Origin of the sequence: Burkholderia sp. GbtcB21, assembly GCF_019091065.1 — a bacterium.
Classification (GTDB): domain Bacteria; phylum Pseudomonadota; class Gammaproteobacteria; order Burkholderiales; family Burkholderiaceae; genus Burkholderia; species Burkholderia pyrrocinia_C.
In genome coordinates, this window is the sequence record NZ_JAGXKA010000007.1 from 133104 (window position 1) to 159425 (window position 26322).

Genomic DNA, 26322 nt, shown 5'->3' on the forward strand with positions numbered 1-26322 from the left:
GACGTGTCCGCGAGCATCGCGCAGAGCGTAAGCGTGCGTGGTCGACGCAACAAGGCGAGCGGTCATTCCGGTATGCCGACTACCCGATTCGGCAAGCGTGGACTGCCGATTTTCCAGGGGTCGATTCGCATTTAAAAATGTCTGAACATGATGCATCGCGGTGGCGAATCCGGCGCATACTCGATTCTCTCCCCCCGCCTGGCCGTCGCATGCCGGGCCCCGATGCGCCGCGCCAGTGGCGCGGCCATGCCGCTCGGCACGCACGAGGAGCGCATGATGTCCGATTGTCCGCACGATCCGTACGCGCAGCACTACATTCATTGTTTGCCGTTTGGCGCGCAGCCCTGTGGCGCGCTCGGCACGACACAGCGCACGCATTTTCGCGTGTGGGCGCCGGGCAGCACGCAGGTCCAACTCGAACTCGATACCGGCTACGGCCCGACGCTCGTCCCGATGACGGCCGCCGGCACGAACTGGTTCGAAGTGTTCGCCGATTGCGGCGCGGGTGCGCGTTACCGCTATCGCCTCGACGATGCCGTGTCGATTCCCGATCCCGCGTCGCGCTCGCAACCCGAAGGGCTCAACGGCCCGAGCGAGGTCGTCGATCCGCGCGCGTTCACGTGGCGCAACACGTTCTGGCGCGGGCGCGCGTGGGAAGACATGGCGCTCTACGCGATTCGCCCGCATGCGGTGGGCGGCTTCGCCGGCGTGCGCCGCCGCCTGCCGCAGCTCGCGCGCCTCGGCGTGACCGCGCTGGAACTGCTCGCGTCGCCGCACGACAGCCTGCCGTTCGCGCCGCTTGCCGTCGAAGGCGGCCCCGATGCGCTGAAGGCGCTGATCGACGACGCTCATGGCTTCGGCCTCGCGGTGCTGCTGGAACTCGACTACGCGCGCTTCGGCAGCGGCACCGACGCGCTGCGCCACTTCACGGAGCCGTTCTTCCATACCCGCGACGATCCGCTGCAGGCGCCGCCGCTGGCGCTCGATCATCCGGACGTCTGCGATTTCTTCTGCGACAACGCGCTGTACTGGATCGACGAATACCGTTGCGACGGGCTGCGCCTGCGCGAGGCCGACCGGATCGGCGTGTCGTGGCTGCGCGAGATCGCGGACCGCGTGCGCGCGGCCGTGCCGGCCGACCGGTTCATCCATCTCGTGCTCGGCAGCGAGCGCCATCCGGCGCATCTCGCCGATACCCATTTCGATGCGCAGTGGAACGGTTGCGGCGAACGCGCGCTGCACCGGCTGACGGGGCGCGACACATCGGCCCACGAAGGCATTTCCACGCACCAGTCGATCCATACGCTCGCCCGCGCGCTGACCGCGGCCGGCGCGGCGTTTCAGCCGGCTGCGCCGGCAGAAGGCATGGCCGCCGAAACCGGGCTGTCGTTGACGTCGCTGGTGCTGTCCGATGGCGCGTGGCGCGACTGCGGCCAGGGCGAGCGAGGGCAGGAGGCCGGCCTGGCCGGGCTCGCGCTGTCGCTGCTCACGCCGCAAATCCCGCTGATCTTCGACGAAACCGCGTGCGACGCCGATCGCGCGCATTTCGTGCAGTCGGCGCTCGCGGTGCGCGCGAAGCTGATCGCGCCGCGGCTGTCCGATTGCCGGCCGCAGGACGCGCATGCGCTGAAGGCGGACGGCGACGGCGATGCCGACGCGCTGCTCGCGTCATGGCGGCTCGCCGACGACGAGACGCTGACGATCGCATTGAATCTGTCGCCCGACGCGGTGCCGTTCGATGCGCCGAGAGGGCAGGTCGTGTTCGAGACGCCGGCGCGTGCGCGCGACCGGGTCGATGAAGGGGAATTGCCGCCGTACTCGCTCGTTGCGTGGCTGACGGGTGACGTCAACCGGTACGCGCTCACGCACGACGTGCGTCGCATCGACGACGGCTCGTGGCGCGGGGCGCGTCCGAACCTGAACGCCTGACGAGCGCCTGGGCGTGTGAACGCATAACTCTGTCCGAACGTCCGGGCGCGCCCGCGCCCGGCGGCTGCACTGCCGGAACTCCCCGAGTTACCAGAACCCGCGAATGCCCGCGATGCCGTACGCGCCGTGACGGCGCGCGTCGTCGAGATGCGCGCGCGTCATCCCGCCGAGCGCGTAGACGGGCATCGCGGCCTGCGCGGCCAGCGCGTCGAATCGGTTCCAGCCGAGCGCCGGCGCACCGGGGTGGCTGAGCGTCGGCAACACGGGCGACAGCGTGACGAAGTCCGCGCCGGCGCGTGCGGCCAGCAGCAGGTCGTCACGCGTGTGGCAGGCGGCGGACACCCATCGTCCGGCCGGCAACGGCCGCTGCGCGGCGGCGCGCAGCGCGGTGCCGTCGAGATGCCAGCCGGCGCCGTCGAGCCGCATCACGCCGGCTGCATCGATCGGGCCGTTCAGCATCAGGTGCGCGCCGGCTGCATCGCAGCGCGCGAGCGCCGCGGCGGCGAGCCGCGCGAACGCGGCCGCATCGAGCGATTTCACGCGCAGTTGCACGAGCGTCTCGCCGCGCGCGAGCACGGCCGACAGCCGGTCGAGGAACGCATCGCAATCGGCCGCCGACGCGGACGCCGGTTCCGGCGTGATCACGCAGCAGCGCGGCAGCGTTGCGTTCATCGCGCGCGGCGACGACAACGAGGGGCCGTCATTCGTCGGCCTCCTTCGCGATCTTCGGATAGACGCGCACGAGCACGATGCGCGGCCCGTTCATCTTCTTCACGACGACGTCGAAGCGGTCGAACGACACGCGCTGCCCTTCGGTCGGCAGGTCGCTGAGCGCCTGGATCACGAGGCCGCCGACCGATTCCGCACGGCCTTCGTCGATGTCGATGCCGAGCGCCTGCTCGAGCGACACGACGGGCAGGCTGCCCTTGCCCATCAGCGTGCCGTCGTCGAGGCGGCTCCAGTCGGCATCGCCCTGGCGGAACTCGTCGTGGATCTGGCCGACCAGCGCGCCGAGCAGGTTGTCGAGCGTCAGGAAGCCGATCGGCTTCTCGCCCTTGTTGCCGACCAGCGCGAAGTGCGGCGCGCCCTTGCGGAAGCGGCGGAACAGTTCGAGCGCCGGGGTGTCGGGCTTCACGTACTGCACGGGGCGCACGTAGTCGGACAGGTCTTCGAGCGCCGCGCCCGCGTGACGCGCGAGCAGCAGGTCCTTCAGGTGGATCAGCCCGCTCACCTGTTCGCGCGACGCATCCTCGAACAGCGGATAGCGGCTGAAGCGGTGCCGCGCGACGATCTCCATGTTGTCGGGCAGCGGCAGGTCGCGCCGCAGGCCGATCATTTCATGGGCCGGCCGCATCAGGTCCGACACGGTCATCGACGAAAAATCGAGCGAATGCGCGAGCGTGTTCCACTCGTCGTTGCTGTACGTGCCGCGCGCCGGCTGTGCCGCGTTGCCGGCCGTGCTGCGGCGGCTGCGCAGGATCAGCTTCAGCTCGTCGGTCGAGTAGTGCGCGTCACCGCCGTGGTCGGTCGACAGCCCCGCGAGCCGCAGCACCGCGTTGGCGCTATTGTTGAGCACCCAGATCGCCGGATACATCGCCCAGTAGAACGCATAGAGCGGCAGCGCGACCCACAGGCCGATCTTCTCGGGCTGGCGGATCGCCATCGATTTCGGCGCAAGCTCGCCGACGACGATGTGCAGGAACGAGATCAGCGAGAACGCGAACACGAGCGAGATCAGGTGCACGACGCGTTCGGACTGCACGCCGATCAGGTCGAGCAGCGGGCCGATCAGTTCCGCGAAGGCCGGTTCGCCGACCCAGCCGAGGCCGAGCGACGCGAGCGTGATGCCGAGCTGGCACGCGGAAAGATACGCATCGAGCCGGCCATGCACGATGCCGAGGATGCGCCCGCGCAGGCCGTGCTTGCGGGCAAGGGTCTTGACGCGCGTCGCGCGCAGTTTGACGAGGCCGAATTCGGCCGCAACGAAGAACCCGTTCAGGGCCACCAGGAACAACGCGCCGATGAGCGCGAAGATCTGTAACAAAGAATCGCTCCGGTTATGACAGGCCCATCAGTATAGGGCCGGCAAGGAATTTGTAATGTTCTGGACAACCGATTGCTTACACCGGCGCCTCGCGGGGGATGGCGAGCGTGATGGTGGCGGTCGCGCCGTCGGCGAACGCGGTATGCGCGAACGTGCCGCCGTGCGCGAGCGCGACGCGCTGGCACAGCGCGAGTGCCCACGCGATTCGCTTCGCGTCGCGCTCGCGCAGCATTTCGCGTCGCGCGAACGATTCGAACGCATGCGGCTGTGCAGGATCGGCGAGTGCGCCGGCGCTCACGGTGCAAGTGGCGTGCGCGACGAACTGCGCGCCGTCGCGCGTGCATGCGAACGTCACGCGGCTGCCGGCGGCGCTGGCCTCGACGGCCGCCGTCAGCATCGTCCAGAGCGCCTGCGCGATGCGTTCGCGGTCGGCCGACAGCGACGGTTCGTCGTCCGGCAGCGTCGCGTCGAGCGCGACCTGCCGTGCGTCGGCGAGCGCAAAACGGACGAGCGCGAGCGTGTCGTCGAGCAGCGCACGCAGCGCGAACGGCCGCGGCGCGATCGCGAGCGTGCGCGTTTCCGCGCGCGGCGCATCGAGCACGTCGTCGATCAGCGTCACCTGCTGGTCGATGCCCGTGCGGATGCCCGCAAGCGCGCGCTGCAGGTTCGGATCGGCATTGGCGAGCTGGCGCTCGAGCACGTACGCCCAGCTATGCATCGCGTTCAGCGGGCTGCGCAGGTCGTGCGACGCGGTGGAGAGCGCCTGGTCGCGCAGGAACAGCGCCGCCTGGGTGGCGTAGTGCGCTGCGCGTTCGCGCAGCAGGTCGGCGGCGGGATCGACGGAAGTGGACGTCACGGAGCAGGCCTGTCGGAAGCGGTTGGCGTGGAAGTCACGCGAACCGTCATTATAGGGACGGTGCGTGTCACGCCGGCAGCGCGTCTTCGTCCTTTTTCCGCGCGTCGCCGTTCGGCAGCAACTGGCACGCGAGCAGGCCGGCCAGCATCAGCGCGCAGCCGACGAGCGCGCGCAGCGTCAGCGTTTCGTTGAGCGCGGCCCAGCCGGCGACCGCCGCGAACACGCCTTCCATGCTGAAGATCACGGCCGCGTGCGCGGGCGCAGCGTCGCGCTGCGCGACGACCTGCAGCGTATAGCCGACGCCGACCGACAGCAGCCCGCCGTACAGCAGCGTCGGCAGCGCGCCGCGCAGCATCGCGACGCTGACCGGCTCGACGGCCAGGCCGACCGCGAGGCACGCCACGCCGCAGACGACGAACTGCATGAACGCGAGCACGAGCGGATCGTGACGCTTCGCGAGATGGCCGACCGCCATCACGTGCGCGGCGATGATGACGGCGCCCGCGAGCTGGAACCAGTCGCCGTAGAGCACCGAAAAGTGCTCGTCGATGCTGAGGAAATACAGGCCGATCGCCGCGAGCAGCGCGCCGAACCACGTGCCTGCGCCGATCCTGTGGCGTGCGAACACACCCATCAGCGGCACGATCACGACGTACAGCGAGCTGATGAAGCCTGCGTTCGCGACCCGCGTGTACTGCAGGCCGAACTGCTGCAGCGAGATCGACACCGCGAGCAGCCCGCCGAGCGCGAGGCCCGGCAGCAGCAGCGCCGGCTCGCGGCGGATCGCCGCGAGTTGCGCGCGCGATGCCGCGTTCAGCATCAGCAGCGGAATCAGCACGAGCGCGCCGAGCAGGAAGCGCAGCCCCGTGAACAGGAACGGCCCGATCACGTCGAGGCTCAGTCGCTGCGCGACGAACGCAGAGCCCCAGATCGCGGCGGCGGCGAGCATCAGCAGGTTGGCGCGGAGGTGCTTGCGGGCTTCGGACTTCATCGGATTCTTCTGAAGATTGCTGGCGGCGAAACCCCACAGCTTACGCCGAGATTGCAAGGCTGTCGGCAAACCTGCGCAGCGCGGCGGCCGCACGTGCGTCGCGCACGCGCGAATACAGCACGACCTGCGACTGCGGCAGCGGCGGCAGCCCGAATTTCGCGCCGACGTCGACCAGCGTACGCGGCGCGACACGCCGCGCGAGCGGGCAGACGGCGAGCCCTGCCGCCGCGGCCGCCGTGACCGCCGCGACACCGCCACCCGTGAAGCGCTCGCGCCACGGCCGCCCCGCATGGTCGAGCGCACGCAGCGCGGCGGCTCGCACGCCGCACGGGCCGGCCAGCACCGCGAGCGGCAGCGGCTCGCCAGCACGGGGCGCCCAGTCCGGCGCGGCGAGCCAGGCCAGCGGTTCGGCAAACAGCAGCGTGCCGTCGTCGCGCGGCGGATCTTCGCCGGGCTCGTGCCGCACGATCGCCGCGTCGAGCCGGCGTTCGTCGTATTGCGCGAGCAGGCCTGCCGACATCCCGAGATGCATTTCCAGCGACAGTCCCGGATCCTGCCGATGCAGGCTCGTGAGCACGGCCGGCAGGTCGGGCACCGCGACGTGCTCGCTGACGCCGAGCGACAGGCGGTGCGTGCCGGCCGAGATCGCACCGAGCGCGTGGTCGTGCGCGTCGAGCAGCGCACGGGCGGCCGGCAGGAAGTTCTCGCCGTCGGCGGCCAGCTTGACGACGCGCGGCGTGCGCGCGAGCAGCGGCTTGCCGAGGTGCGCCTCCAGCCGCTTCAGTTTCAGGCTGACGGCCGATTGCGTGGTGCCGAGCGCATCGGCGGCGCGCGTGAAGCTGGCGAGATCGGCGACCAGCACGAACGCGCGTACGGCATCGAGATCGAGTACTTTCATTTCAAATGAAAATGAATGAAATATTCATTGATGACTGTTCATTATAGTTCGGCGAGCCTAACCTGACGCTGTGTTTCCGTTCTTCAACGTCACCGACAGGAGCAGGACCATGCCATTCACCCGTATCGCAGTGCGCGAAGGCAAACCGGCCGCATACCGCGCGGCGCTCGTCGACGGCGTGCATCGCGCGCTGATGCACACGTTCAACGTGCCCGAGGACGACATCTTCATGGTCGTCACCGAGCATGCGGCCGAGAACTTCGTGTTCGGCCGCCACTATCTCGACATCGAACGCAGCGACGATCTGGTGATGATCCAGATCACCGCGAACAACACGCGCACGCTCGAGCAGAAGCGGGCGCTGTACCGGACGATCGCGGAGAACCTCGCGGAGCAGCCCGGCGTGCGGCAACAGGACGTATTCATCAGTCTTGTCGAGGTGCTGAAGGAGGACTGGTCGTTCGGCAACGGCATCGCGCAATACGCCGTTTGATTTGCGACAGCGCGACGGGGCCGGATCGTCGCCTGCGCGTTTTGACGGCGTGTACTATGGAAGAAGCTTCACGGGCGACGCCGGCGCGGTCGATGCGCCGGCGATTCTTCATGTGCAGGAGCTTCCATGTCGCGTGTGCTGGAAATCGTGTTGTCGTTGTCGCTGGAAGGCTGGCCGGTCAAGGCTGCGAGTCGTGCCCGCGGCACGCAGCGCGATTTCGGCGCCGAGCTCGTGCGCGCGTGGCGGATCTGTCCGCAGGTCCGGATGCAGCGCGGCCATGAACGCGTGACGATCGAGCCGTGCCAGGTCGAGGAGGCCGAGCCGAGCCCCGGCGCGAGCTGGTGGACCTGGGTCGAGTCGAACGCGCATGGCAGGCGGGTCGTCGCGTCCCGCACGAAAGCGTTCGCGCCCGGCGTCACGCAGCGCGAACTGTTCGACGCGGAGCATGAGGGCATCGTCGTCGCGATGCCGCTGCCCGTACCCGCAACGGGCGACGCAGTTGATGCCGATGCGCCGGCGGGCGAAGTCGACGAAGTCAACGGCGTCGCGCCGGACGCCACCGAGCGCTCCGCCGCCGGCGCGCCGCCCGAAGCGCCGGGGCTGCGCCTCGTCAGCGAACGGCGGCACGGGCGGTGGGCCGACGACAGCGGCGTCGTGGTCGAGATGACGCTCGACGATGTCACGCTGCATGGCGGTGGCGAGCCGCCGCGCCGCTACGTCGAGCTGCGTCTCGCCGCGCCCGACTGGGAAACCTTCGCCGCACGCACGGCCGCGCTGCACGCGCTGTTTGCCGCGGCGCGCGAACTGAGCGGCGCGTGGCCCGCATTCGTGCAACTGACGAGCGTGATCGACCGTGCCTGTGCGGGCGAGCCGGTTGCCGCCTGGCTGGTCAAGGCGCGGCTCGTCGACCTGACCGGCATCCGCACGCAGCGCGCCGCGCTGTTCGCGCTGTCCGGCGACATCGCCGCACAATGGCTCGGTAACGAGGGTGGCGTGCTTGATCGCGACGATCCCGAATTCGTGCATCAGATGCGCGTCGCGCTGCGCCGCCTGCGCACGCTGATGCGCTTCTTTCCGCGCTTTGCCGACCGCCAGTGGAAGGACACATTCGGCACCGACCTGCGTTGGCTCGCCGCTCTGCTCGGCACGGTGCGCGACTGGGACGTGTTCTCGACCGAAACCCTGCCCGGGCTGATCGCGGCCGACGGCGGCGGCGCCGACTGGAACGGCACGCTCGACGCCGCGCTTGCGCAGTCCACGGCCGCGCGCGTCGAACTGCGGCAGGCGCTGCATTCGGCCCGCTATGCGCGGCTGACGCTCGGCTGGCTCGAATGGCTGAGCGCGCTCGCGCTGCCACCCGCCGCCGACGACGACGCGCCGTCGCTGCGGCGTCATGCGACGAAGCGCGTGCGGCGGCTGTTCGGCCATCTTTACGCATCGCCGTCGCTCACGTCGCTCGATACGACTGCGCGCCACCGGGTGCGGATCGACGCGAAGCGGCTGCGCTATGCACTCGAATTCTTCGCGTCGCTGGCGTCGCGCCGCACGCGCAACGAGACGGTGAAGACGCTCGCGCGCGTGCAGACCGTGCTCGGCGAATCGAACGACACAATGGTCGCGCTGCAACATCTCGAGCAACTGACGGCGCCGCCGTACCAGCTCGGTTTCGTGCGCGGCTACGGCGCGGCGCTCGAACAGCGCGCGGCGCGCGACGCCGAGACGCTGCTGGCCAGCCTGCGTCCGCCGAAGCTCGACGGCAAGCCGGGCTGAGCGGCGCGCGCTGACTATAATGGCCGCCCGTTTCCCGCATCCATGCCGATGACCGACGCACCGCATTCTTCCCCGTCTTCCGAGCCGCTCGAACTGGGCGGCGAGCTGTGGCTGCGCGCAGGCGAGCAGACGCTCGGCGGCGCCACGCGCATCGCGCTGCTCGCGGCGATCGGCGACACCGGTTCGATCACGCGCGCGGCGAAGGCCGTCGGCCTCAGCTACAAGGCCGCGTGGGATGCGGTCGACACGATGAACAATCTCGCCGGCGAACCGCTCGTCGCGCGGTCGACGGGCGGCAAGGGCGGCGGCGGCACGACGCTGACGCCGCGCGCGACGTCGCTGATCGCCGCGTTCCGCACGATCGAGCGCGAGCATCGCCGTTTCATCGACGCCGCGAGCGCGGCCGTTGCCGGGTTCGACGTCGACTGGGCGCTGATCGGCCGGATCGGCATGAAGACCAGCGCGCGCAACCAGTTGTTCGGCAAGGTCGCATCGATCGTGCGCGGCACGGTCAACGACGAAGTGACGCTCACGCTGCCGGGCGGGCAGCCGATCGTCGCCGTGCTGACGCACGAAAGCGTCGATGCGCTCGGCCTGCGGGAAGGTGCGGACGCCTGCGCGCTGGTAAAGGCGTCGTGGGTCGTGCTGGCGGTCGACGACGGCGGGCCCGAGCTGAAGGTGTCCGCGCGGAACCGGCTGCGCGGCAGCGTCGAATCCGTCGCGGCGGGCGCGGTGAACAGCGAAGTGACGCTCGCGCTCGACGGCGGCGGCACGCTGACGGCCGTCGTCACCAACGAAAGCGTCGATGCGCTGCAGCTCGACGCCGGCCGGCCGGCGATCGCGCTGTTCAAGGCATCGAGCGTGATTCTCGCGGTGACGGGCTGACGGTGCAGGCACGGCAGCGCGTGCGTGCTGCGGCGATCGTGTGACGGACGGGGGCGAAGCCGGCGCCGGACGTCGTCTGCATGGCGCCGGCTTCGTTTCCGTTTTCAGCTTATGCCGCAGCGTGCGGCTTCTCTCAGGCTCCAGCGTGGCTGCCAGCGCCACGGTCCCGGCCTCGCGCGCTCACGCGACGCGCGTCGGCCACTCGGCGTGCGGCGGTGCCGCCTGCACGCGTCCTTCGCTCAATTGCACGACCTGGTCGCCGAACGCGGCGACGTCGTCGGGGTCGTGCGAGATCAGCACCATCGGAATGTCGAGCCGCGCCTGCAACTCGGCGAGCTCGTGGCGCATGCGCTGGCGCATCGCGGCGTCCAGCGCCGCGAACGGTTCGTCGAGCAGCAGGATCCGCGGTTGCGCGACCAGTGCGCGCGCAAGCGCGACGCGCTGCTTCTGCCCGCCCGACAGTTGCGACGGATACTGCCCCGCGAGCGCTTCGAGGTCGAACGCGTGCAGCCAGTACGCGACTTCGGGCGGCACCGTCTTCGCGCGCGGGTTGCGCAGCCCCGACGTGAGCCCGAACGCGATGTTCTGGCGCACGTTCAGATGCGGAAACAGCGCGTAGTCCTGGAACAGGTATGCGACGCGCCGTTCCCGGGTCGGCACGTCGATGCGGCGCGCGGCGTCGAACAGCGGCTCGCCGTTCAGCGTGATCGTGCCTGCGTCGGGCGACAGCAGGCCGGCGATCGCCTGCAGCGTCATGCTCTTGCCTGCGCCGGACGGCCCGAACAGCACGACGCGCTGCGTCGCCGCCGTGAACGACACGTCGAGCGTGAAACGGCGCTCGGCGTTCGCGTAGGTCTTGCGGATATCGACGACGAGGCTCATGCGGGCCTCCGCCGAAGCAAGCCGGTTGCCGCACGACACAGGCTATACGGACAAGGCAGGCGCTTCATGTCAACTGACTCCGCCGGGCGCGCGACGGCACGAGCCAGCCGGTCGCGAGCAGCACGAGCACGCAGGTGATCGACGTCACCAGCACGAGGAAGTTGGCCGTGTTGTCGTCGCCGGCCTGCACGGCCGCGTAGATCGCAACCGACAGCGTCTGCGTGCGACCGGGCAGGTTGCCCGCGATCATCAGCGTCGCGCCGAACTCGCCGAGCGCGCGCGCGAACGCGAGCAGCGCACCCGCGAGGATCCCGCGCGTGGCGAGCGGCAGCGTCACGCGGAAGAACACCGCGGCTTCGCCGAGCCCGAGCGTGCGCGCGGCGCGCTCGAGATGCGGATCGACGCCCTCGAACGCGGCACGCGCCGACTTCAGGATCAGCGGAAACGCGACCACCATCGATGCGATCACCGCGCCTTGCCACGTGAAGACGAGCTCGATGCCGAGCTTGTCGAGCCACGCGCCGAACACGCCGCGCCGGCCGAGCAGCACGAGCAGGTAATAGCCGAGCACCGTCGGCGGCAGCACGAGCGGCAGCGTCAGCAGCGAATCGACGACGTCGCGCAGCGGCGAGCGCCAGCGCGCGAGCACGAACGCGGCCGCGACGCCGAGCACGATGTCGAGCGCGGTCGCCCAGCCGGCGACCTTCAGCGACAGCAGCAGCGGTACCCAGGCGTCTTGCATCGCGATACGCTCACTTGCCCGCGGGCTTGAAGCCGAACGTCGACAGCACGGCCTGGCCCTGCGGCGACGAGACGAAGTCGACGAACGACTGCGCCTGCGCGGCGTGGCGGCTGTCCTTGACCACGGCGATCGGATAGGTGATGGCCGTCTTGGTCGGCACCGTCAGTGCGACCTTCACGCGGCCGGGCATGATCGCGGCGTCGGTGCCGAACACGAAGCCCGCGTCGACCTCGCCGCGCGCGACGTAGTCGAGGCTCTGGCGCACGTTGGCGGCCAGCACGCCCTTCGCGCTGACGGCATCCCACACGCCGGCCGCGCGCAGCGCGCCTTCGGTGTAGCGGCCGACCGGCACCGATGCCGGGTCGCCGTACGCGATGCGCTTCACGCCGGGCGCCGTCAGGTCGTTCAGCGACGTCGGCGCGGCCGCGTGGCTGTCCGCCGGAACGATCATCACGAGCGAGTTCGCGGCGAAATCGCGGCGCGTGCCGGGCACGATCACCTTTTCGTCGGCCGCGCGATCCATCGCCTTCTGGTCGGCCGACGCGAACACGTCGGCCGGCGCACCCTTGGCGATCTGCTGCATCAGCACGTCCGACGCGCCGAAGTTGAACAGCACCTTGGTATCGGGATGCTGCTTCTGGTACGCGTCGCCGACGGCCTTGAACGCGTTCGTCAGGCTGGCCGCGGCCGACACGACCAGTTCGTCGGCGGAAGCGGGCGCGCTGAACGCGACACCGGCGGCGGCAAGCGCGGCGATCGGCAGCAGGCGGAGCAGGGTGCGGCGAAGCGGACGGACGGTTGAGCGCATGGCGGATTCGTTGGAATGGGTGGAAACCGTAATCGTAATATAGGGCGGGTTATAACGCTTGGCATACCGCTCATGCGACGGTGCGCATGAAATGGTCAGGTCTGAAGAATGGCGGGCGTGACGGCCGGGCGGCCCGTCACGCGTGCAGCGTGTGCGTCGACGATTCGGTGCGCTGCAGCGACGACGGTTGCGACGCGGGACGGTAGTTCGGGTTGGCCTTCCAGCGAGCGCGGACGAACGGGCGCTCATGGCCCGACAGCTCCAGCGCAACCTTCGTGACCCAGCGATGCGAAGGCACCGTGATGCCATGCAGCGCGACGGTGACGAGGGCGAGGCTCACGATGACCGCGGGCGCCGACCAGCGGTGCGGCACCGCGCGCCACGAGCCGGCGATGAACGCGAGCGCGGCGATCGCGCCGACGATGCAGCCGGTGATCGATTCGGACGGCGAATGCGCGTCGAGCGCGACGCGCGACACGCCGACCGCGATGCCGGCCGCGAGCCCGAGCGCGATGCCGGCGATCCGCACCGGCGTGCGCATGCGGATCAGCATCAGGAAGATCGCGACCGGATAGACCGACGTCGACAGCATCGCGTGGCCGCTGAAGCCCGTGAAATCCCACGCACGGATGCCGATGCCCCAGCCGAGGAACGCGATCTTCGTGAGCGCGACCACGCCGATCGCGGCTGCGAGCACGCCGAGCCACGCGGCCGCACGCTGCCACGAGTAGCCGAGCGCGAGCCAGACGGCGATCGTGATCGCGAGCGGCAAGGTCAGGCCGGCGCCGCCGAACGCGGTGATCATGATCCACAGGTGAGACGGCAGGTCGAACATCGGGAAAGGACGAACGGAGGCGGGGAGGATGCTTAAATCAACGCGCGAGCCGGGAAGAACGACTACAACGGATACAAGCGGCGAAGCCCCAGTATAGCGCCGCGTGCGCACGAGCCCCGTTTTTTGCGCCATCGGGAACTAACCTCGCGCAGGAAAAATCCCAGAAACAATGTTATGGTGCATTGCACAAAGTCGAACGATGCATCCGTTGCGGCGTCCTCATGGCGCCCCTATTTTTCCTGACTGCGAGCCCGATCGATGACCAAAAGTCTGACCAAGGTATGGCTGGGCGGCATGAAACGCATGCTGTCTCCGGCCGCCAAACGCGCGGCGCGCGATGCGCAGCGCATCACTCGCGACGCACTCGAGGCCGCCGCCTCTCCCGCCGTATCCGAACTGTCCCCGCCGCGCGAATCGCGCGTGCGGCCGCGCGCGGCCGCGTGGGCTGCGGGCGAGTGGACGCGCGGCGAACATCCGATGGCGCCCGCGCTCGGGCGTCTCGTCCAGAATCTCGCGTATGGCCTCTACGTGCCGCCCGGCCGCCGGCGCGGCGCGATGCCGCTCGTCGTGATGCTGCACGGCTGCCAGCAGTCCGTCGACGAATTCGTGCAGGGCACGCGGATGAACCTGCTGGCCGACAAGCACGGTTTCGCGGTGCTGTATCCGGAACAGTCGCCGCGCGCGCACGCGCACGGCTGCTGGCACTGGTATGAAGACACCGACCGCGCGGGCCGCGGCGAGGCGAACGCGGTTGCGTCGCTGGTCGACGCGCTCGTCGACGAACGCGGTTTCGACGCGTCGCGCGTCTACGTCGCGGGGTTGTCGGCCGGCGCGGGCCTCGCGTCGCTTCTTGCACTGCACCATCCTGACCGCTTCGCGGCGGTCGCGATGCACTCGGGCCCCGCGCTCGGCGAGGCGAACTCCGGCATCACCGCGATGGACGTGATGCGGCGCGGCGTGCGGCAGAACCCGGCCGCAGCCGTCGATGCGCTGGTCGACGCCAGCGGGTATCCGGGCATGCCGGCGCTGATCGTCCAGGGCGACGGCGACCACGTCGTCGCGCCGAAGAACGCCGACCAGCTGACGGTGCAGTTCATGCGGCTGAACGGGCTCGCCGACAGCCGCGGCGCGCTGCGCGGCGGCGAACGTGTCGAGACGCGCGGCGCGGGCGCACAGATCACCGATGTCTGCCGCGACGGCGAACCGGTCGTGCGGCTCTGCCATGTGAAAGGGCTCGATCACGCGTGGGCCGGCGGCGACGAAGCCGTGCCGTTTCATGCGGCCGTCGGCCCCGATGCGAGCGCGATGATCTGGTCCTTTTTCGAAGCACATCGGCGCACTGTGGCGACCGAACGACGCATCGTCTGATCGACGCTGGCCAAAGACTAGGGTTTTCCCTATAATTCGGGAAAACCCTAGTCAAAGAACCTTTGGATTGCGAGATCGAACATGTACCTGCTGAGCCACCTCTTCCTGATGCTGACCAAGAACGCTGAAACGGCCCGTAAAGAGCGCGCCGAGGCGTACCTGTCCGAAGCGACCGACATCTACGATCTCGAATTCCGTATGCGCAAGATCGATCGCGAAGCGTCGATGAACCGCCCGTATTCGTTCGGCGCGCGCTAAGCAGCGCAAGGCGGGCCAGTCGGCCCGCCGTTCCGGCGAGTCACGCAAAAGGGCGCGTGCGGCTTGATGCCGCACGCGCCCTTTTTGCATTCGTCGTCCTGCGTCGCGTCAGACGACCGTCAGGCGCACCGGCACGTTGTTGCGCGTTGCGTTCGAATACGGGCACACGTGATGCGCCTTTTCGACCAGCGCCTGCGCGTCGGCCTTGTCGAGCCCCGGCAGCGACACGCGCAGCTCGATGTCGAGCCCGAAGCCGCCTGCGTCGTTCGGGCCGATGCCCACTTCCGCCGTCACCTGCGTATCGGCCGGCAGCGCCTGCTTGTTCTGGCCGGCGACGAATTTCATCGCGCTCAGGAAGCACGCCGAGTAACCTGCGGCAAACAGCTGTTCCGGATTCGTGCCTTCCGCACCCGTGCCGCCGAGTTCGCGCGGCGCGGCCAGCTTCACTTCCAGCTTGTTGTCGGCGGATACCGCGCGGCCGTCGCGGCCGCCCGTGCTCGTGGCGCTCGTCTTGTACAGAATGTTCATCGTGCAGCTCCTGTCGGGAAAAGGGGGAAGGCGGCCCGGTCGAATGGAACGTCGCCGGCCACGGAGAAAATATAGAACACAAATCATTAGTGTGCAAATGAAATTTTGAAGAAAAACCCGGCAGTACCGGGTCGGTAGGCCGGCGCTCGGTTCGTCAGCGTTCGTTGGCGGCCGACAGCGCGTCGCGCAACTGCTGGAGATCGGCGCGCAGCCTGATCAGGAACTCGGGCGTTTGCTGCATCGCGCAGAAGAGGTCGGCGGGCACGGAGCGCGCGCGGTTCTTCAGCGCCCGGCCTTCCGGCGTCACGCGCACGTTCACGACGCGTTCGTCGGCCGCGCTGCGCACGCGCTCGACGTAGCCGAGCGCTTCCAGCCGCTTGAGCAGCGGCGTGACCGTGGCCGGGTCGAGGTCGAGCCGCGCGGCGATGTCCTTTACCGCGATGTCGTCGCGCTCCCACAGCACGAGCATCGCGAGATATTGGGGATAGGTCAGCGACAGCTTGTCGAGCAGCGGCTTGTACGCTTTCGTCATCGCGTGCGAAGTCGAGTAGAGCGCAAAGCACAGTTGCTCGTCGAGCGTCTGGGGCAGCGGGGGTGGGCGGTCCATGATTCGGGAGGCGCGGCGCACGCGCGAACAATTTGTACGCAAATTATTTTGCGCGCAAAAGATCGGGTTGAACAGGGGCGCCCGGCTAGGGGCGCCCGGCCAGGGGCGGCGGGCGAAGGATGCGCGGAGGGGCGCAAGACAGGGAGGGCGCGCCGGAAGGCAACCCGGCGCGGGGAACAGCGTGGCGGCCGGCGACGCGCACCGGCCGGGGGGGGCTTCAGCGGCCCGACGTGGTCGTCGGCGCGCCCGGCTCCTGCACGCCGAAGCAGCCGCGATAGGTTGCGTAGAACGAGCAGTACAGCATCGTGACGATGATGATCGTCACCGGCATCATGATCGTCAGCGCATAACCACCGGCGCCGAGCGCCTGCAGCAGCAGCGACAGCACGAGCGACGTGCCGAGCGCGACGCCGAACCACAGCACGCCGTACACGACGAACGCGCCGCGATTGCGCCAGCAGCTGACGATGCTGAAGAACAGCGCCTTCGCGGGCGGGACGTCATGCCATGCGACGAGCACCGGCGCGAACCAGAACAGCATCGCGATCGGCAGATACAGCAGCGTCGCGAACATCAGCGCGCCGAACGTGCCTTGCGCGGCGAGCGTTTCCGGCGTCGTGCTCGCTTCGTCGGCCGCGCCCATCATCACGTGGAACAGCGCGCCGCCGTCCACGAATGACGAAGCGGCGAACACGAGCACCATCGACGCGACGTAGATCACGCCGAGCACGAGCAGCCGCTGGGTCGTGACGGTGCCGTACGAGCGGAAGCCGTCGATCAGGATCGTCGGCATCACCGGCTTGCCGGCTACCGTGTCGCGGCACGCGGCCATGAAGCCGACCGCGATGCCGGGAATCAGCACCAGCGGCAGCGCCGAGCCGATCACGGGCACCATCGACACCAGCGTGATCGCCAGCAGGTACGTGAAGAACAGCGTGATGAATGCGAGCGGGTTCCGGCGGAACAGCCAGACGCCTTGTCGGAACCAGACATAGCCCGTTTTCGCGGGCACTTCGATCAGTTGCATGCGGTTTGGATCTCGGGAAGCGCGGGCGTATGCGCGATACGCTCACGCAGGATGCGTTCGAAATGACCGGGGTCGTGCGGCTTGAGCATCTCGGCCGCGCGCGGCAGGTAGAAGTCGTACAGGCGCGACACCCAGAAGCGGTACGCGCCCGCGCGCAGCATGTCGCTCCAGTGGCGGCGCTCCTCGGCCGTGAACGGCCGCACGGTCTGGTACGCGCGCAGCAGCGCATCGGCGCGCGCGACGTCGAGCACGCCGGTCGCCAGGTCGACGCACCAGTCGTTGACGGTCACCGCGACGTCGAACAGCCACTTGTCGCAGCCGGCGAAATAGAAGTCGAAGAAGCCGCCGAGCCGCACGTCGTGGCCGGTGCCGGGCGCCGCGTGCGCGAACAGCACGTTGTCGCGGAACAGGTCGCAATGGCACGGCCCGGCCGGCAGCGCCGCGTAGTCGTCCGACGCGAAGAAGGCCGCCTGGTGCGCGAGCTCGCCTTCGAGCAGCGTGCGTTGCGCGTCCGTGATGAACGGCACGATCGCCGGCACGTTCTCCTGCCACCACGGCAGGCTGCGCAGGTTCGGCTGGTTGCGCGGGTAATCGCGCCCCGCGAGGTGCAGGCGCGCGAGCATCTGCCCGACCTCGATGCAGTGTTCGACCCCCGGCGCGAGTTCGGCCGCGCCGTCGAGCTTCGTGACGATCGCGGCCGGCTTGCCGTGCAGCTCGCCGAACAGCGCGCCGTCGTCGCGCGGAATCGGATCCGGCACCGGTACGCCGTGGCCGGCCAGGTGGCGCATCAGGTCGAGGTAGAACGGCAGTTGTTGCGCCGTCAGCTTTTCGAAGATCGTGAGGACGTATTCGCCGCGCGTCGTCGTCAGGAAGAAATTGCTGTTTTCGATACCGGACGGAATGCCGCGAAACGCAAGCACGTCGCCCAGTTCGTAGTGGCGCATCCATTGCGCGAGATCGGAGTCGGAAACAGCAGTGAAAACGGCCATGCGGGATGCGTCAGGTCAGGGTGTCGGCACGCGAGCGGCATGCGTCGCGACAGCAGGTGAAGGGAGGCGGTGCGCCGCGATCGACGCGGCGCGTCGGAATCAGTAGCGCAGGTTCAGCGACGGCAGGCGCGTGATCGGGATGCCTGCGTCGTGCGGCTTCGGCGACGTGTCGGGCGTCGAGCTCATCTGGTAGCGCGTGCCGAAGTTCGACTTCACGTCGATCTCGACCGGCTTGCCGCGGTCGCGGTACTCGGTGACCTCGGTGCCGTTCTTGCTCTTTTCATGGAAGCTCGGCGTGCGTCGAATGTCGGCGAAGTCGACTTTCGACGTGACTTCGGCGCCAGGCCGGTTGATCTTGCGGAGATCGGGCAGGCCGGCGGCTTCGTTGGCCTCGGCCCGCGCCTGCGCGTCGGCGTCAGGCGTGGCGCCGGCGGCGTAAGCGACGCTGGCGGCGGCAAACGCGGCGGCAGCGGCGACGAGAATGAGCGGCTTCATGATGAGTCTCCAGTGAACTCAATGATTTTAGCAAATACTGCGCATCATCCGGCCCTGGCGTGCGTATGGGCGGCCATGAGGATGACCGGGTTCCGTGGTAATGTCGTTCGATCAGACGAGGTGATACAAATGAAGAACGACCTGAGCCGCCGGCACCGTGTGCTGACGCCCGAAAGCCCGCCGGTCGAGGCTTTCGACGATCCGATCGCCGCCGTCGCGCGGCTGTCCGCCATTTACGACACGAATACGGGCTTCCTGCGCGACGCATTCGCGCGCTATCGCCGCCACGAACCGATTATCGAGCATGTGCGCGCGTGCTACCCGTTCGTGCGGATCCGCACCGACGTCAACACGCACGTCGATTCGCGCCGCTCGTACGGTTTCGTCGCCGGCCCCGGCGTGTTCGAGACGACGGTCACGCGCCCCGATCTCTTCGCGAACTACTATCGCGAGCAACTGCGCCTGCTGTCGAAGAACCACCATGTCAAGATCGAGATCGGCGTGTCGTCGCAGCCGATTCCGGTCCATTTCGCGTTTCCGGAAGGCATCCATCTCGAAGGCGAGCTCGACCGCGACCGCCTGCTCGCGATGCGCGACATCTTCGACACGCCCGACCTGTCGTATCTCGACGACCGCATCGTCAACGGCACGTTCGAGCCGGCGCCGGGCGAGCCGCATCCGCTCGCGCTGTTCACGGCCGCGCGCGTCGACTTCTCGCTGCACCGGCTGCGTCACTACACGGCGACGTCGCCCACGCATTTCCAGAACTACGTGCTCTACACGAACTACCAGTTCTACATCGACGAGTTCGTGAAGCTCGGCCGCACGGTGATGACGGAGAGCGACGATCCCGAGGTGCGCGCGTACCGCAGCCAGTACAGCTCGTTCGTCGAGCCGGGCGATGTCGTCACGTACAACGCGAACCTCGGCAGCGAGCCGGCCGAGGGCGTCGCGCCGCCGCGCCTGCCGCAGATGCCCGCGTATCACCTGAAGCGCGCGGACGGCAGCGGGATCACGATGGTCAACATCGGCGTCGGTCCGTCGAACGCGAAGACGATCACCGATCACATCGCGGTGCTGCGTCCGCACGCATGGGTGATGCTCGGTCACTGCGCGGGGCTGCGCAACACGCAGCGTCTCGGCGACTACGTGCTCGCGCACGGTTACGTGCGCGAGGATCACGTGCTCGACGCCGACCTGCCGCTGTGGGTGCCGATCCCGGCGCTCGCCGAAGTGCAGCTCGCGCTCGAGCGCGCGGTGGCCGACGTCACGCGGCTCGAGGGCGTCGAACTGAAGCGCGTGATGCGCACGGGCACCGTCGCGAGCGTCGACAACCGCAACTGGGAGCTGCGCGATCATCGCGAGCCCGTGCAGCGGCTGTCGCAAAGCCGCGCGATCGCGCTCGACATGGAAAGCGCGACGATCGCCGCGAACGGCTTTCGCTTCCGCGTGCCGTACGGCACGCTGCTGTGCGTATCGGACAAGCCGCTGCACGGCGAGCTGAAGCTGCCTGGCATGGCCGACACGTTTTATCGCGGGCAGGTCGATCAGCATCTGCAGATCGGCGTGAAGGCGATGGAGATCCTGCGCACGAACGGGCTCGACAAGCTGCATAGCCGGAAGCTGCGGAGCTTTGCGGAAGTGGCGTTCCAGTGATGTGAACGCCGGCCCCGGCGGCGGTGCGCATCGCCATGTGCGACGCGCCTTCTGACGGAGCACATCTGCCTTTGTCGCAAGCGTCCGATGCACCGGCGAATCTGCCGGCAGGTGGAATGCGCGACGATCGAGCCTGCCGTTCGCGTTGCCGTTCGAAGGCAGCGATCGCGTGGAATGCGCCGCCGAAAACGACAAGGCCGCCCGGCGCCGAAGCGCGCGGGCGGCCTTGCGTATCGAGCGGGCCGTGCGGTGTTGCTCAGCACTCACCCTTCTTCGCGTGTCCCGGCGGGCAGTGGTAGCCGCGGCGATCGTCGTAACCATGATGACGTTCCCACTCGCGGCGTTCCCAGTAACGGCGGCCGTCCCAGTAGCGGTCGCCATGCCAGCCGATGATGACCGCGGGCGCCGGAGCGACCACGACGGGCGCAGGCGCGACGATGACCGGCGCGGGCGTGCCGATGTTGACGTCGACGTTGACGGCATGAGCGAGGCCGGACAGCGAAAGGCCGAGGCCGGCAAAGGCGAGGGCGATCAGCGAGCGTTGCATGTTGTGTTCCGTGAGGTCGTTATGAATAGGCCGGCGCGACGCGATGGAAGCGAGGGGGATCGTTCCACCGGGGGAACGCCGCGCCGACACAATGCAGTGTGCTGGCACGCGACGGAAAAGGCGAGGCCTGTTTGTTACCGCGGGTTGGCGGCTCGCAGGCGCGGGATGCGGGCATTGGGCCGCACATTTGACAATGGCGGGCCGCGGGTGCGGGCGATCACGCCGCATCGCGCAGCACCGACCGCGCGAATTTGACATTCGACGGCGCGCGGCCGCGAAGCGGGATTAACAGCGCGTTACAAAGTAGCGCGCGGCAGGTGGCCTGATCGCCATGCCTGCCGCGCGGGAAGCGGTACGCCGGCCGTCGGGCCGGCGGTCGTCACGGACTGGTTACAGATAGAACATGCGGTCTTCTTCGGGCCGCGGTGGTTGCCCTTCCGAACCTTCGCCTTCTTCCTCGCCGCTATCCTCGTAGAACGCGAGCACTGCGTCGAGCACCTGGTCGGGATCGTCGATCACCTGCATCAGATCCATGTCTTCCGGATTGATGAGGCCCATCGGAATCAGCTGGTCGCGGAACCACTGCAGCAAGCCCTGCCAGAACGTGCTGCCGACGAGGATGATCGGCACGAGGCGCGACTTCTTCGTCTGGATCAGCGTGAGCACTTCGGACAGTTCATCGAGCGTGCCGAAACCGCCCGGCATCACGATCACCGCATCCGAATTCTTCACGAACGTGACCTTGCGCGTGAAGAAGTGGCGGAAGCGCAGCGAGATGTCCTGGTAGTGGTTGCCGGCTTGCTCGTGCGGCAGCTCGATGTTCAGGCCGACTGACGGCGCCTTGCCGGCGTGCGCGCCCTTGTTCGCGGCTTCCATGATGCCGGGGCCGCCGCCGGAGATCACGGCGAAGCCGGCGTCGGACAGCTTGCGCGCGATCTGCGCGGCCAGCTTGTAGTGCGGCGTGTCGGGTTTGAGACGGGCAGAACCGTAGATGCTGACAGCCGGGCGGATCTCCGACAGGTACTCGGTCGCCTCGATAAACTCTGCCATAATCGTGAACATCTGCCACGATGCGCGGGCCTTCTTGGCCGTCGCGCGTTCTTGATCTGCGAGCGAACGCAGACTCGGAATCACTTTTCTCTTGTTCATAATGCCTGAAGAACGAAATCTGGAAGGTAAGACCCTGCTATTGGTTGACGGTTCGAGCTATCTGTATCGGGCTTACCATGCGATGCCTGATTTGCGTGGCCCTGGCGGGGAGCCGACCGGAGCGCTCTACGGAATCATCAACATGCTGCGCCGTATGCGCAAGGAAGTCAGTGCAGAGTATAGCGCTTGCGTGTTCGATGCAAAGGGCAAGACGTTTCGCGACGACCTTTATGCCGACTATAAGGCAAACCGCCCGTCGATGCCGCCCGACCTCGCATTGCAGGTCGAACCGATCCACGGCGCGGTGCGTGCGCTCGGCTGGCCGCTGCTGATGGTCGAAGGCGTCGAGGCCGACGACGTGATCGGCACGCTCGCGCGCGAAGCCGAACGGCACGGGATGAACGTGATCGTGTCGACGGGCGACAAGGATCTCGCGCAGCTCGTGACCGACCACGTCACGCTCGTCAACACGATGACCAACGAGACGCTCGACCGCGACGGCGTGATCGCGAAGTTCGGCGTGCCGCCCGAGCGGATCATCGACTACCTGGCATTGATCGGCGACACCGTCGACAACGTGCCGGGCGTCGAGAAGTGCGGGCCGAAGACGGCCGTGAAATGGCTGTCGCAATACGACAGCCTCGACGGCGTCATCGCGCACGCGGGCGACATCAAGGGCGTGGTCGGCGACAACCTGCGCCGTGCGCTCGACTTCCTGCCGCTCGGCCGCACGCTCGTGACGGTCGACACGGCCTGCGATCTCGCACCGCATCTCGAATCGATCGAAGCGTCGCTGAAGACCGACGGCGAGGCGCGCGATCTGCTGCGCGACATCTTCGCGCGCTACGGCTTCAAGACGTGGCTGCGCGAAGTCGACAGCGCACCCGCGGAAGGCGGCGACGCCGATGCGCCGGACGGCGAGCCGGCACCGGTGGTGGCGGCCGACATCGTTCGCGAATACGACACGATCCAGACCTGGGAGCAGTTCGACGCGTGGTTCGCGAAGATCGACACGGCCGCGCTGACCGCGTTCGACACCGAGACGACCGCGCTCGACCCGATGCTCGCGCGGCTCGTCGGCCTGTCGTTCTCGGTGGAGCCGGGCAAGGCCGCGTACCTGCCGGTCGCGCACCGCGGCCCCGACATGCCCGAACAGCTTCCGATCGACGAAGTGCTCGCACGCCTGAAGCCGTGGCTCGAATCGGCCGATCGCAAGAAGGTCGGCCAGCACCTGAAGTACGACGCGCAGGTGCTCGCGAACTACGACATCGCGCTGAACGGCATCGAGCACGACACGCTGCTCGAATCGTACGTGGTCGAATCGCATCGCACGCACGACATGGACAGCCTCGCGCTGCGTCATCTGGGCGTCAAGACGATCAAGTACGAAGACGTGGCCGGCAAGGGCGCGAAGCAGATCGGTTTCGACGAAGTAGCGCTCGCGCAGGCCGCCGAATACGCGGCCGAGGATGCCGACATCACGCTGCAGCTTCATCACGCGCTGTATCCGCAGGTCGCGCGCGAACCGGGCCTCGAGCGCGTGTACCGCGAGATCGAGATGCCCGTATCGCTCGTGCTGCGCAAGATGGAGCGCACGGGCGTGCTGATCGACGACGCGCTCCTGCACGCGCAGAGCACCGAAATCGCAACGCGCCTGATCGAGCTCGAAGCGCAGGCGTACGAACTGGCGGGCGGCGAATTCAATCTTGGCTCACCTAAGCAGATCGGGCAGATCTTCTTCGAGAAGCTGCAGTTGCCGGTCGTGAAGAAGACGCCGAGCGGCGCGCCGTCGACCGACGAAGAGGTGCTGCAGAAGCTCGCCGAGGATTACCCGCTGCCGAAGCTGCTGCTCGAGCATCGGGGGCTGTCGAAGCTGAAGTCGACCTATACCGACAAGCTGCCGCGCATGGTGAACCCCGCAACGGGCCGCGTGCACACGAACTATGCGCAGGCCGTCGCGGTAACGGGCCGTCTCGCATCGAACGATCCGAATCTTCAGAACATTCCGGTGCGCACGGCCGAAGGCCGGCGGATCCGCGAGGCGTTCATCGCATCGCCGGGCCACCGGATCGTGTCGGCCGACTATTCGCAGATCGAACTGCGGATCATGGCGCACATCTCGGGCGACGCGTCGCTGCTGCGCGCGTTCTCGCAGGGCGAGGACATCCACCGCGCGACGGCCGCCGAGGTGTTCGGCGTGACGCCGCTGGAGGTCAATTCCGACCAGCGCCGGATCGCGAAGGTGATCAACTTCGGGCTGATCTACGGGATGAGCGCGTTCGGGCTCGCGTCGAACCTCGGCATCACGCGCGACGCGGCGAAGCTCTATATCGACCGTTATTTCGCCCGCTATCCGGGTGTTGCGCAGTACATGGAAGAGACGCGCGCGACCGCGAAGGAGAAGGGTTACGTCGAAACCGTTTTCGGTCGCCGCCTGTGGTTGCCGGAAATCAACGGCGGCAACGGCCCGCGCCGCCAGGCGGCCGAGCGCGCGGCAATCAATGCGCCGATGCAGGGCACCGCGGCCGACCTGATCAAGCTGTCGATGATCGCGGTGGACGACTGGCTCACGCGTGACAAGCTTGCATCGCGGATGATCATGCAGGTGCACGATGAACTGGTGCTCGAGGTGCCCGACGACGAACTGTCGCTCGTGCGCGAGAAACTGCCGGAAATGATGTGCGGCGTCGCGAAGCTGAAGGTGCCGCTCGTCGCCGAAGTGGGCGCCGGCGCGAACTGGGAAGAGGCACACTGACGCACCGCTGCGCGGTTCCCGATTCCTGCGGCATATTGTTGCAGGGATGCTGAATATCGAGATGGTTTGCTTGTGGTCAACGCGCAAGCTCCCGGACAATGCATGTCAGTCATGCCATTGACGCGGGGCGGCGCGCCCCGCGTTCCGGGCCGGCGCATCGAAGTGCTTCGAACTGCACATCGATGATGTCCGAACCGGTTAATCCACCGGGCGGCGCGAATGCATCGCGTTCGCTTCGTCCGGCGGCAGCAGTTTCGAATCGCAAAGGGGGAATCGGATGCATCGGATCATCATCGTAGGCGGAGGCGCGGGCGGCCTGGAACTGGCGACGCGGCTCGGCGACCGTTACGGCGCGCGCGGCAATCGTCCCGCGCGTGCGCTCGTCACGCTCGTCGACCGCAATCCGACGCACATCTGGAAACCGTTGCTGCACGAGGTTGCGGCCGGCAGCATGGACCCGTTCACGCAGGAGCTCGAATATGCGGCGCAGGCGCGCTGGCACGGCTTCGAGTTCCAGCAGGGCGGACTGACCGGGCTCGATCGCGCGGCGAAGCGCATCACGCTGTCGCCCATCAACGACAGCGACGGCGCGGAACTGCTGCCGGAGCGCGAGCTGGAATACGACACGCTGGTGATCGCGATCGGCAGCACGACCCACTTCTTCGGCGTGCAGGGCGCGCCGGAAAACGCGATCGCGCTCGATACGGTTGGCGAGGCCGAGCGCTTCCGCAAGCGGCTGATCGCCGCGTGCATGCGTGCCGAGCACCAGGCACCGGCGCCGACCGCGCCCGGCGATGCGGCCGAACCGCGCATCCAGGTGGTGATCGTCGGCGGCGGCGCGACGGGCGTCGAGTTGTCCGCGGAGCTGCGCAACACGGCGCAGGTGCTGTCCGCGTATGGGCTGCACAAGCTCGACCCGCGCCACGACGTCGGCATCGTGCTGATCGAATCGGGGCCGCGGATTCTGCCGGCGCTGCAGGAGCGCGTGTCGACGGCGACGGCCGAACTGCTCGAAAAGCTCGGCGTGCGGCTGATGCTCAGCGAGCGCGTGACCGAGGTCGCGCCGGGGCTCGTGCATACCGCGAGCGGGAAGGCGGTGCGCGCGGACCTGACGGTCTGGGCGGCCGGCATCAAGGCGCCGTCCGTGCTCTCGCATCTCGACGGCCTCCAGGTCAACAAGCTCGGCCAGCTCGACGTGCGCCGCACACTGCAGACCTTCACCGACGACAACGTGTTCGCGCTCGGCGATTGTGCGGCATGCGCGTGGCCCGGCAACGAACGCAACGTGCCGCCGCGCGCGCAGGCCGCGCACCAGCAGGCGAGCTTCCTGCTGAAGGCGATCGGCTGCCGGCTCGAAGGGCGTCCGCTACCCGAATTCACGTATCGCGATTTCGGTTCGCTCGTGTCGCTCGGCCATTTCAGCGCGGTCGGTAACCTGATGGGCGGGCTGATCGGCGGCAACATGCTGATCGAAGGGCTGTTTGCGCGCTTCATGTACATGTCGCTGTACCGGCTGCACATCGCGGCGCTGCACGGTTATCCGCGGATGATGCTCGACACGGTCGCGCACTGGCTGCGGCGCACGACGTTGCCGCGCGTCAAGCTGCACTGACGCCGCGCGTTCGCGCGGGCAGCGGGCGGGGAGTGCGTACGTCGTGCGTGTTCTCCGCCCGTCGTGTTTGCGGGCAGCGAGGCGGCTGCGGGTGTTCTGCCGGGCGATGTCGTCCACGTTTTTTTCAATCCGCAAGCATCCGGTCGCGCAGCGGCGATCGATAGATGCGGGCCGCACCGCGATTCGGCGGGGCCGTCA

General features: G+C 68.1%; 25 protein-coding genes. 9 read left to right on the forward strand and 16 right to left on the reverse strand.

Annotated elements, in window-relative coordinates:
- The first annotated feature begins 276 nt into the window (after positions 1-276).
- Positions 277-1929 carry a DUF3459 domain-containing protein gene (locus KVT39_RS18030; RefSeq protein ID WP_217589975.1) on the forward strand — a complete coding sequence of 551 codons (1653 nt, stop codon included), beginning with the start codon at positions 277-279 and terminating at the stop codon, positions 1927-1929.
- 87 nt (positions 1930-2016) lie between these two features.
- Here KVT39_RS18030 and KVT39_RS18035 read toward each other — a convergent pair whose 3' ends face one another.
- From KVT39_RS18035 to KVT39_RS18055, 5 genes are all read right to left on the reverse strand, one after another.
- Positions 2017-2601: a thiamine phosphate synthase gene (locus tag KVT39_RS18035; protein WP_105392330.1), complete on the reverse strand. Its 585-nt coding sequence runs from the start codon at positions 2599-2601 to the stop codon at positions 2017-2019.
- A 28-nt stretch (positions 2602-2629) separates the two neighbouring features.
- Positions 2630-3973, reverse strand: a complete 1344-nt coding sequence (locus tag KVT39_RS18040) for a hemolysin family protein (protein ID WP_105392296.1) — start codon at positions 3971-3973, stop codon at positions 2630-2632.
- Between the two features lie 76 nt (positions 3974-4049).
- Positions 4050-4829, reverse strand: coding sequence for a HAMP domain-containing sensor histidine kinase (locus KVT39_RS18045; protein WP_217589905.1), 780 nt, complete (start codon positions 4827-4829; stop codon positions 4050-4052).
- 67 nt (positions 4830-4896) lie between these two features.
- Complete coding sequence (locus KVT39_RS18050; protein WP_175746375.1) at positions 4897-5820, reverse strand: DMT family transporter; 924 nt, start codon at positions 5818-5820, stop codon at positions 4897-4899.
- A 40-nt stretch (positions 5821-5860) separates the two neighbouring features.
- Positions 5861-6718 carry a LysR family transcriptional regulator gene (locus KVT39_RS18055; RefSeq protein WP_034185176.1) on the reverse strand — a complete coding sequence of 286 codons (858 nt, stop codon included), beginning with the start codon at positions 6716-6718 and terminating at the stop codon, positions 5861-5863.
- Between the two features lie 109 nt (positions 6719-6827).
- Between KVT39_RS18055 and KVT39_RS18060 the strand changes: the two genes are divergently transcribed.
- From KVT39_RS18060 to KVT39_RS18070, 3 genes are all read left to right on the forward strand, one after another.
- A complete protein-coding gene (locus KVT39_RS18060) occupies positions 6828-7211 on the forward strand; it encodes a tautomerase family protein (RefSeq protein WP_105393494.1) in 384 nt (127 codons plus the stop codon).
- Between the two features lie 126 nt (positions 7212-7337).
- Positions 7338-8981 (forward strand): CHAD domain-containing protein, encoded by a 1644-nt coding sequence (locus KVT39_RS18065; protein ID WP_217589906.1) that lies wholly within the window; start codon positions 7338-7340, stop codon positions 8979-8981.
- A gap of 48 nt (positions 8982-9029) precedes the next feature.
- Positions 9030-9866 (forward strand): TOBE domain-containing protein, encoded by an 837-nt coding sequence (locus tag KVT39_RS18070; RefSeq protein WP_034185212.1) that lies wholly within the window; start codon positions 9030-9032, stop codon positions 9864-9866.
- A gap of 180 nt (positions 9867-10046) precedes the next feature.
- Here KVT39_RS18070 and KVT39_RS18075 read toward each other — a convergent pair whose 3' ends face one another.
- The 4 genes from KVT39_RS18075 to KVT39_RS18090 form a co-directional block, all read right to left on the reverse strand.
- The gene (locus KVT39_RS18075; protein ID WP_034185179.1) at positions 10047-10748 is read right to left on the reverse strand and encodes a sulfate/molybdate ABC transporter ATP-binding protein; all 702 of its coding nucleotides are present in this window, start codon (positions 10746-10748) and stop codon (positions 10047-10049) included.
- A gap of 64 nt (positions 10749-10812) precedes the next feature.
- Entirely contained in the window at positions 10813-11490 is a 678-nt protein-coding gene (modB, locus tag KVT39_RS18080) for a molybdate ABC transporter permease subunit (protein WP_072439394.1), read from the reverse strand.
- 10 nt (positions 11491-11500) lie between these two features.
- Positions 11501-12298, reverse strand: coding sequence for a molybdate ABC transporter substrate-binding protein (modA, locus tag KVT39_RS18085; RefSeq protein ID WP_034185181.1), 798 nt, complete (start codon positions 12296-12298; stop codon positions 11501-11503).
- A 136-nt stretch (positions 12299-12434) separates the two neighbouring features.
- Positions 12435-13133 carry a phosphatase PAP2 family protein gene (locus tag KVT39_RS18090; protein ID WP_217589907.1) on the reverse strand — a complete coding sequence of 233 codons (699 nt, stop codon included), beginning with the start codon at positions 13131-13133 and terminating at the stop codon, positions 12435-12437.
- A 258-nt stretch (positions 13134-13391) separates the two neighbouring features.
- Between KVT39_RS18090 and KVT39_RS18095 the strand changes: the two genes are divergently transcribed.
- Positions 13392-14501, forward strand: a complete 1110-nt coding sequence (locus KVT39_RS18095; RefSeq protein WP_105393497.1) for a PHB depolymerase family esterase — start codon at positions 13392-13394, stop codon at positions 14499-14501.
- Positions 14502-14582: 81 nt separating this feature from the next.
- Positions 14583-14759 carry a DUF3563 family protein gene (locus KVT39_RS18100; protein ID WP_065502568.1) on the forward strand — a complete coding sequence of 59 codons (177 nt, stop codon included), beginning with the start codon at positions 14583-14585 and terminating at the stop codon, positions 14757-14759.
- Between the two features lie 108 nt (positions 14760-14867).
- On the opposite strand, the gene KVT39_RS18105 is transcribed toward KVT39_RS18100, so the two are convergent.
- The 5 genes from KVT39_RS18105 to KVT39_RS18125 all read right to left on the reverse strand — a co-directional run bounded on the left by KVT39_RS18105 (position 14868) and on the right by KVT39_RS18125 (position 18405).
- Positions 14868-15287 carry an organic hydroperoxide resistance protein gene (locus tag KVT39_RS18105; RefSeq protein WP_034185184.1) on the reverse strand — a complete coding sequence of 140 codons (420 nt, stop codon included), beginning with the start codon at positions 15285-15287 and terminating at the stop codon, positions 14868-14870.
- A gap of 154 nt (positions 15288-15441) precedes the next feature.
- On the reverse strand, positions 15442-15894 hold the full coding sequence (locus tag KVT39_RS18110) for a MarR family winged helix-turn-helix transcriptional regulator (protein WP_072439402.1): 453 nt from the start codon (positions 15892-15894) through the stop codon (positions 15442-15444).
- Between the two features lie 217 nt (positions 15895-16111).
- Entirely contained in the window at positions 16112-16921 is an 810-nt protein-coding gene (locus tag KVT39_RS18115; RefSeq protein ID WP_131946460.1) for a BPSS1780 family membrane protein, read from the reverse strand.
- Positions 16912-17910, reverse strand: a complete 999-nt coding sequence (locus KVT39_RS18120; RefSeq protein WP_034185187.1) for a homoserine kinase — start codon at positions 17908-17910, stop codon at positions 16912-16914. The genes KVT39_RS18115 and KVT39_RS18120 overlap by 10 nt, the downstream gene beginning before the upstream one ends.
- Before the next feature lie 99 nt (positions 17911-18009).
- A complete protein-coding gene (locus tag KVT39_RS18125) occupies positions 18010-18405 on the reverse strand; it encodes a hypothetical protein (protein WP_034185188.1) in 396 nt (131 codons plus the stop codon).
- A gap of 129 nt (positions 18406-18534) precedes the next feature.
- Here KVT39_RS18125 and KVT39_RS18130 point away from each other — a divergent pair, with 129 nt between their 5' ends.
- Complete coding sequence (locus tag KVT39_RS18130; protein ID WP_034185189.1) at positions 18535-20061, forward strand: AMP nucleosidase; 1527 nt, start codon at positions 18535-18537, stop codon at positions 20059-20061.
- A gap of 256 nt (positions 20062-20317) precedes the next feature.
- Here KVT39_RS18130 and KVT39_RS18135 read toward each other — a convergent pair whose 3' ends face one another.
- Together KVT39_RS18135 and KVT39_RS18140 are read right to left on the reverse strand one after the other, a co-directional pair.
- Entirely contained in the window at positions 20318-20608 is a 291-nt protein-coding gene (locus KVT39_RS18135; protein WP_105393500.1) for a hypothetical protein, read from the reverse strand.
- A 390-nt stretch (positions 20609-20998) separates the two neighbouring features.
- Entirely contained in the window at positions 20999-21757 is a 759-nt protein-coding gene (locus KVT39_RS18140; RefSeq protein ID WP_034185191.1) for a TIGR00730 family Rossman fold protein, read from the reverse strand.
- Between the two features lies 1 nt (position 21758).
- Between KVT39_RS18140 and polA the strand changes: the two genes are divergently transcribed.
- Positions 21759-24512: a DNA polymerase I gene (polA, locus tag KVT39_RS18145; RefSeq protein ID WP_217589908.1), complete on the forward strand. Its 2754-nt coding sequence runs from the start codon at positions 21759-21761 to the stop codon at positions 24510-24512.
- 277 nt (positions 24513-24789) lie between these two features.
- Positions 24790-26124 carry an NAD(P)/FAD-dependent oxidoreductase gene (locus KVT39_RS18150; protein ID WP_034185193.1) on the forward strand — a complete coding sequence of 445 codons (1335 nt, stop codon included), beginning with the start codon at positions 24790-24792 and terminating at the stop codon, positions 26122-26124.
- The last annotated feature ends 198 nt before the right edge of the window (positions 26125-26322 follow it).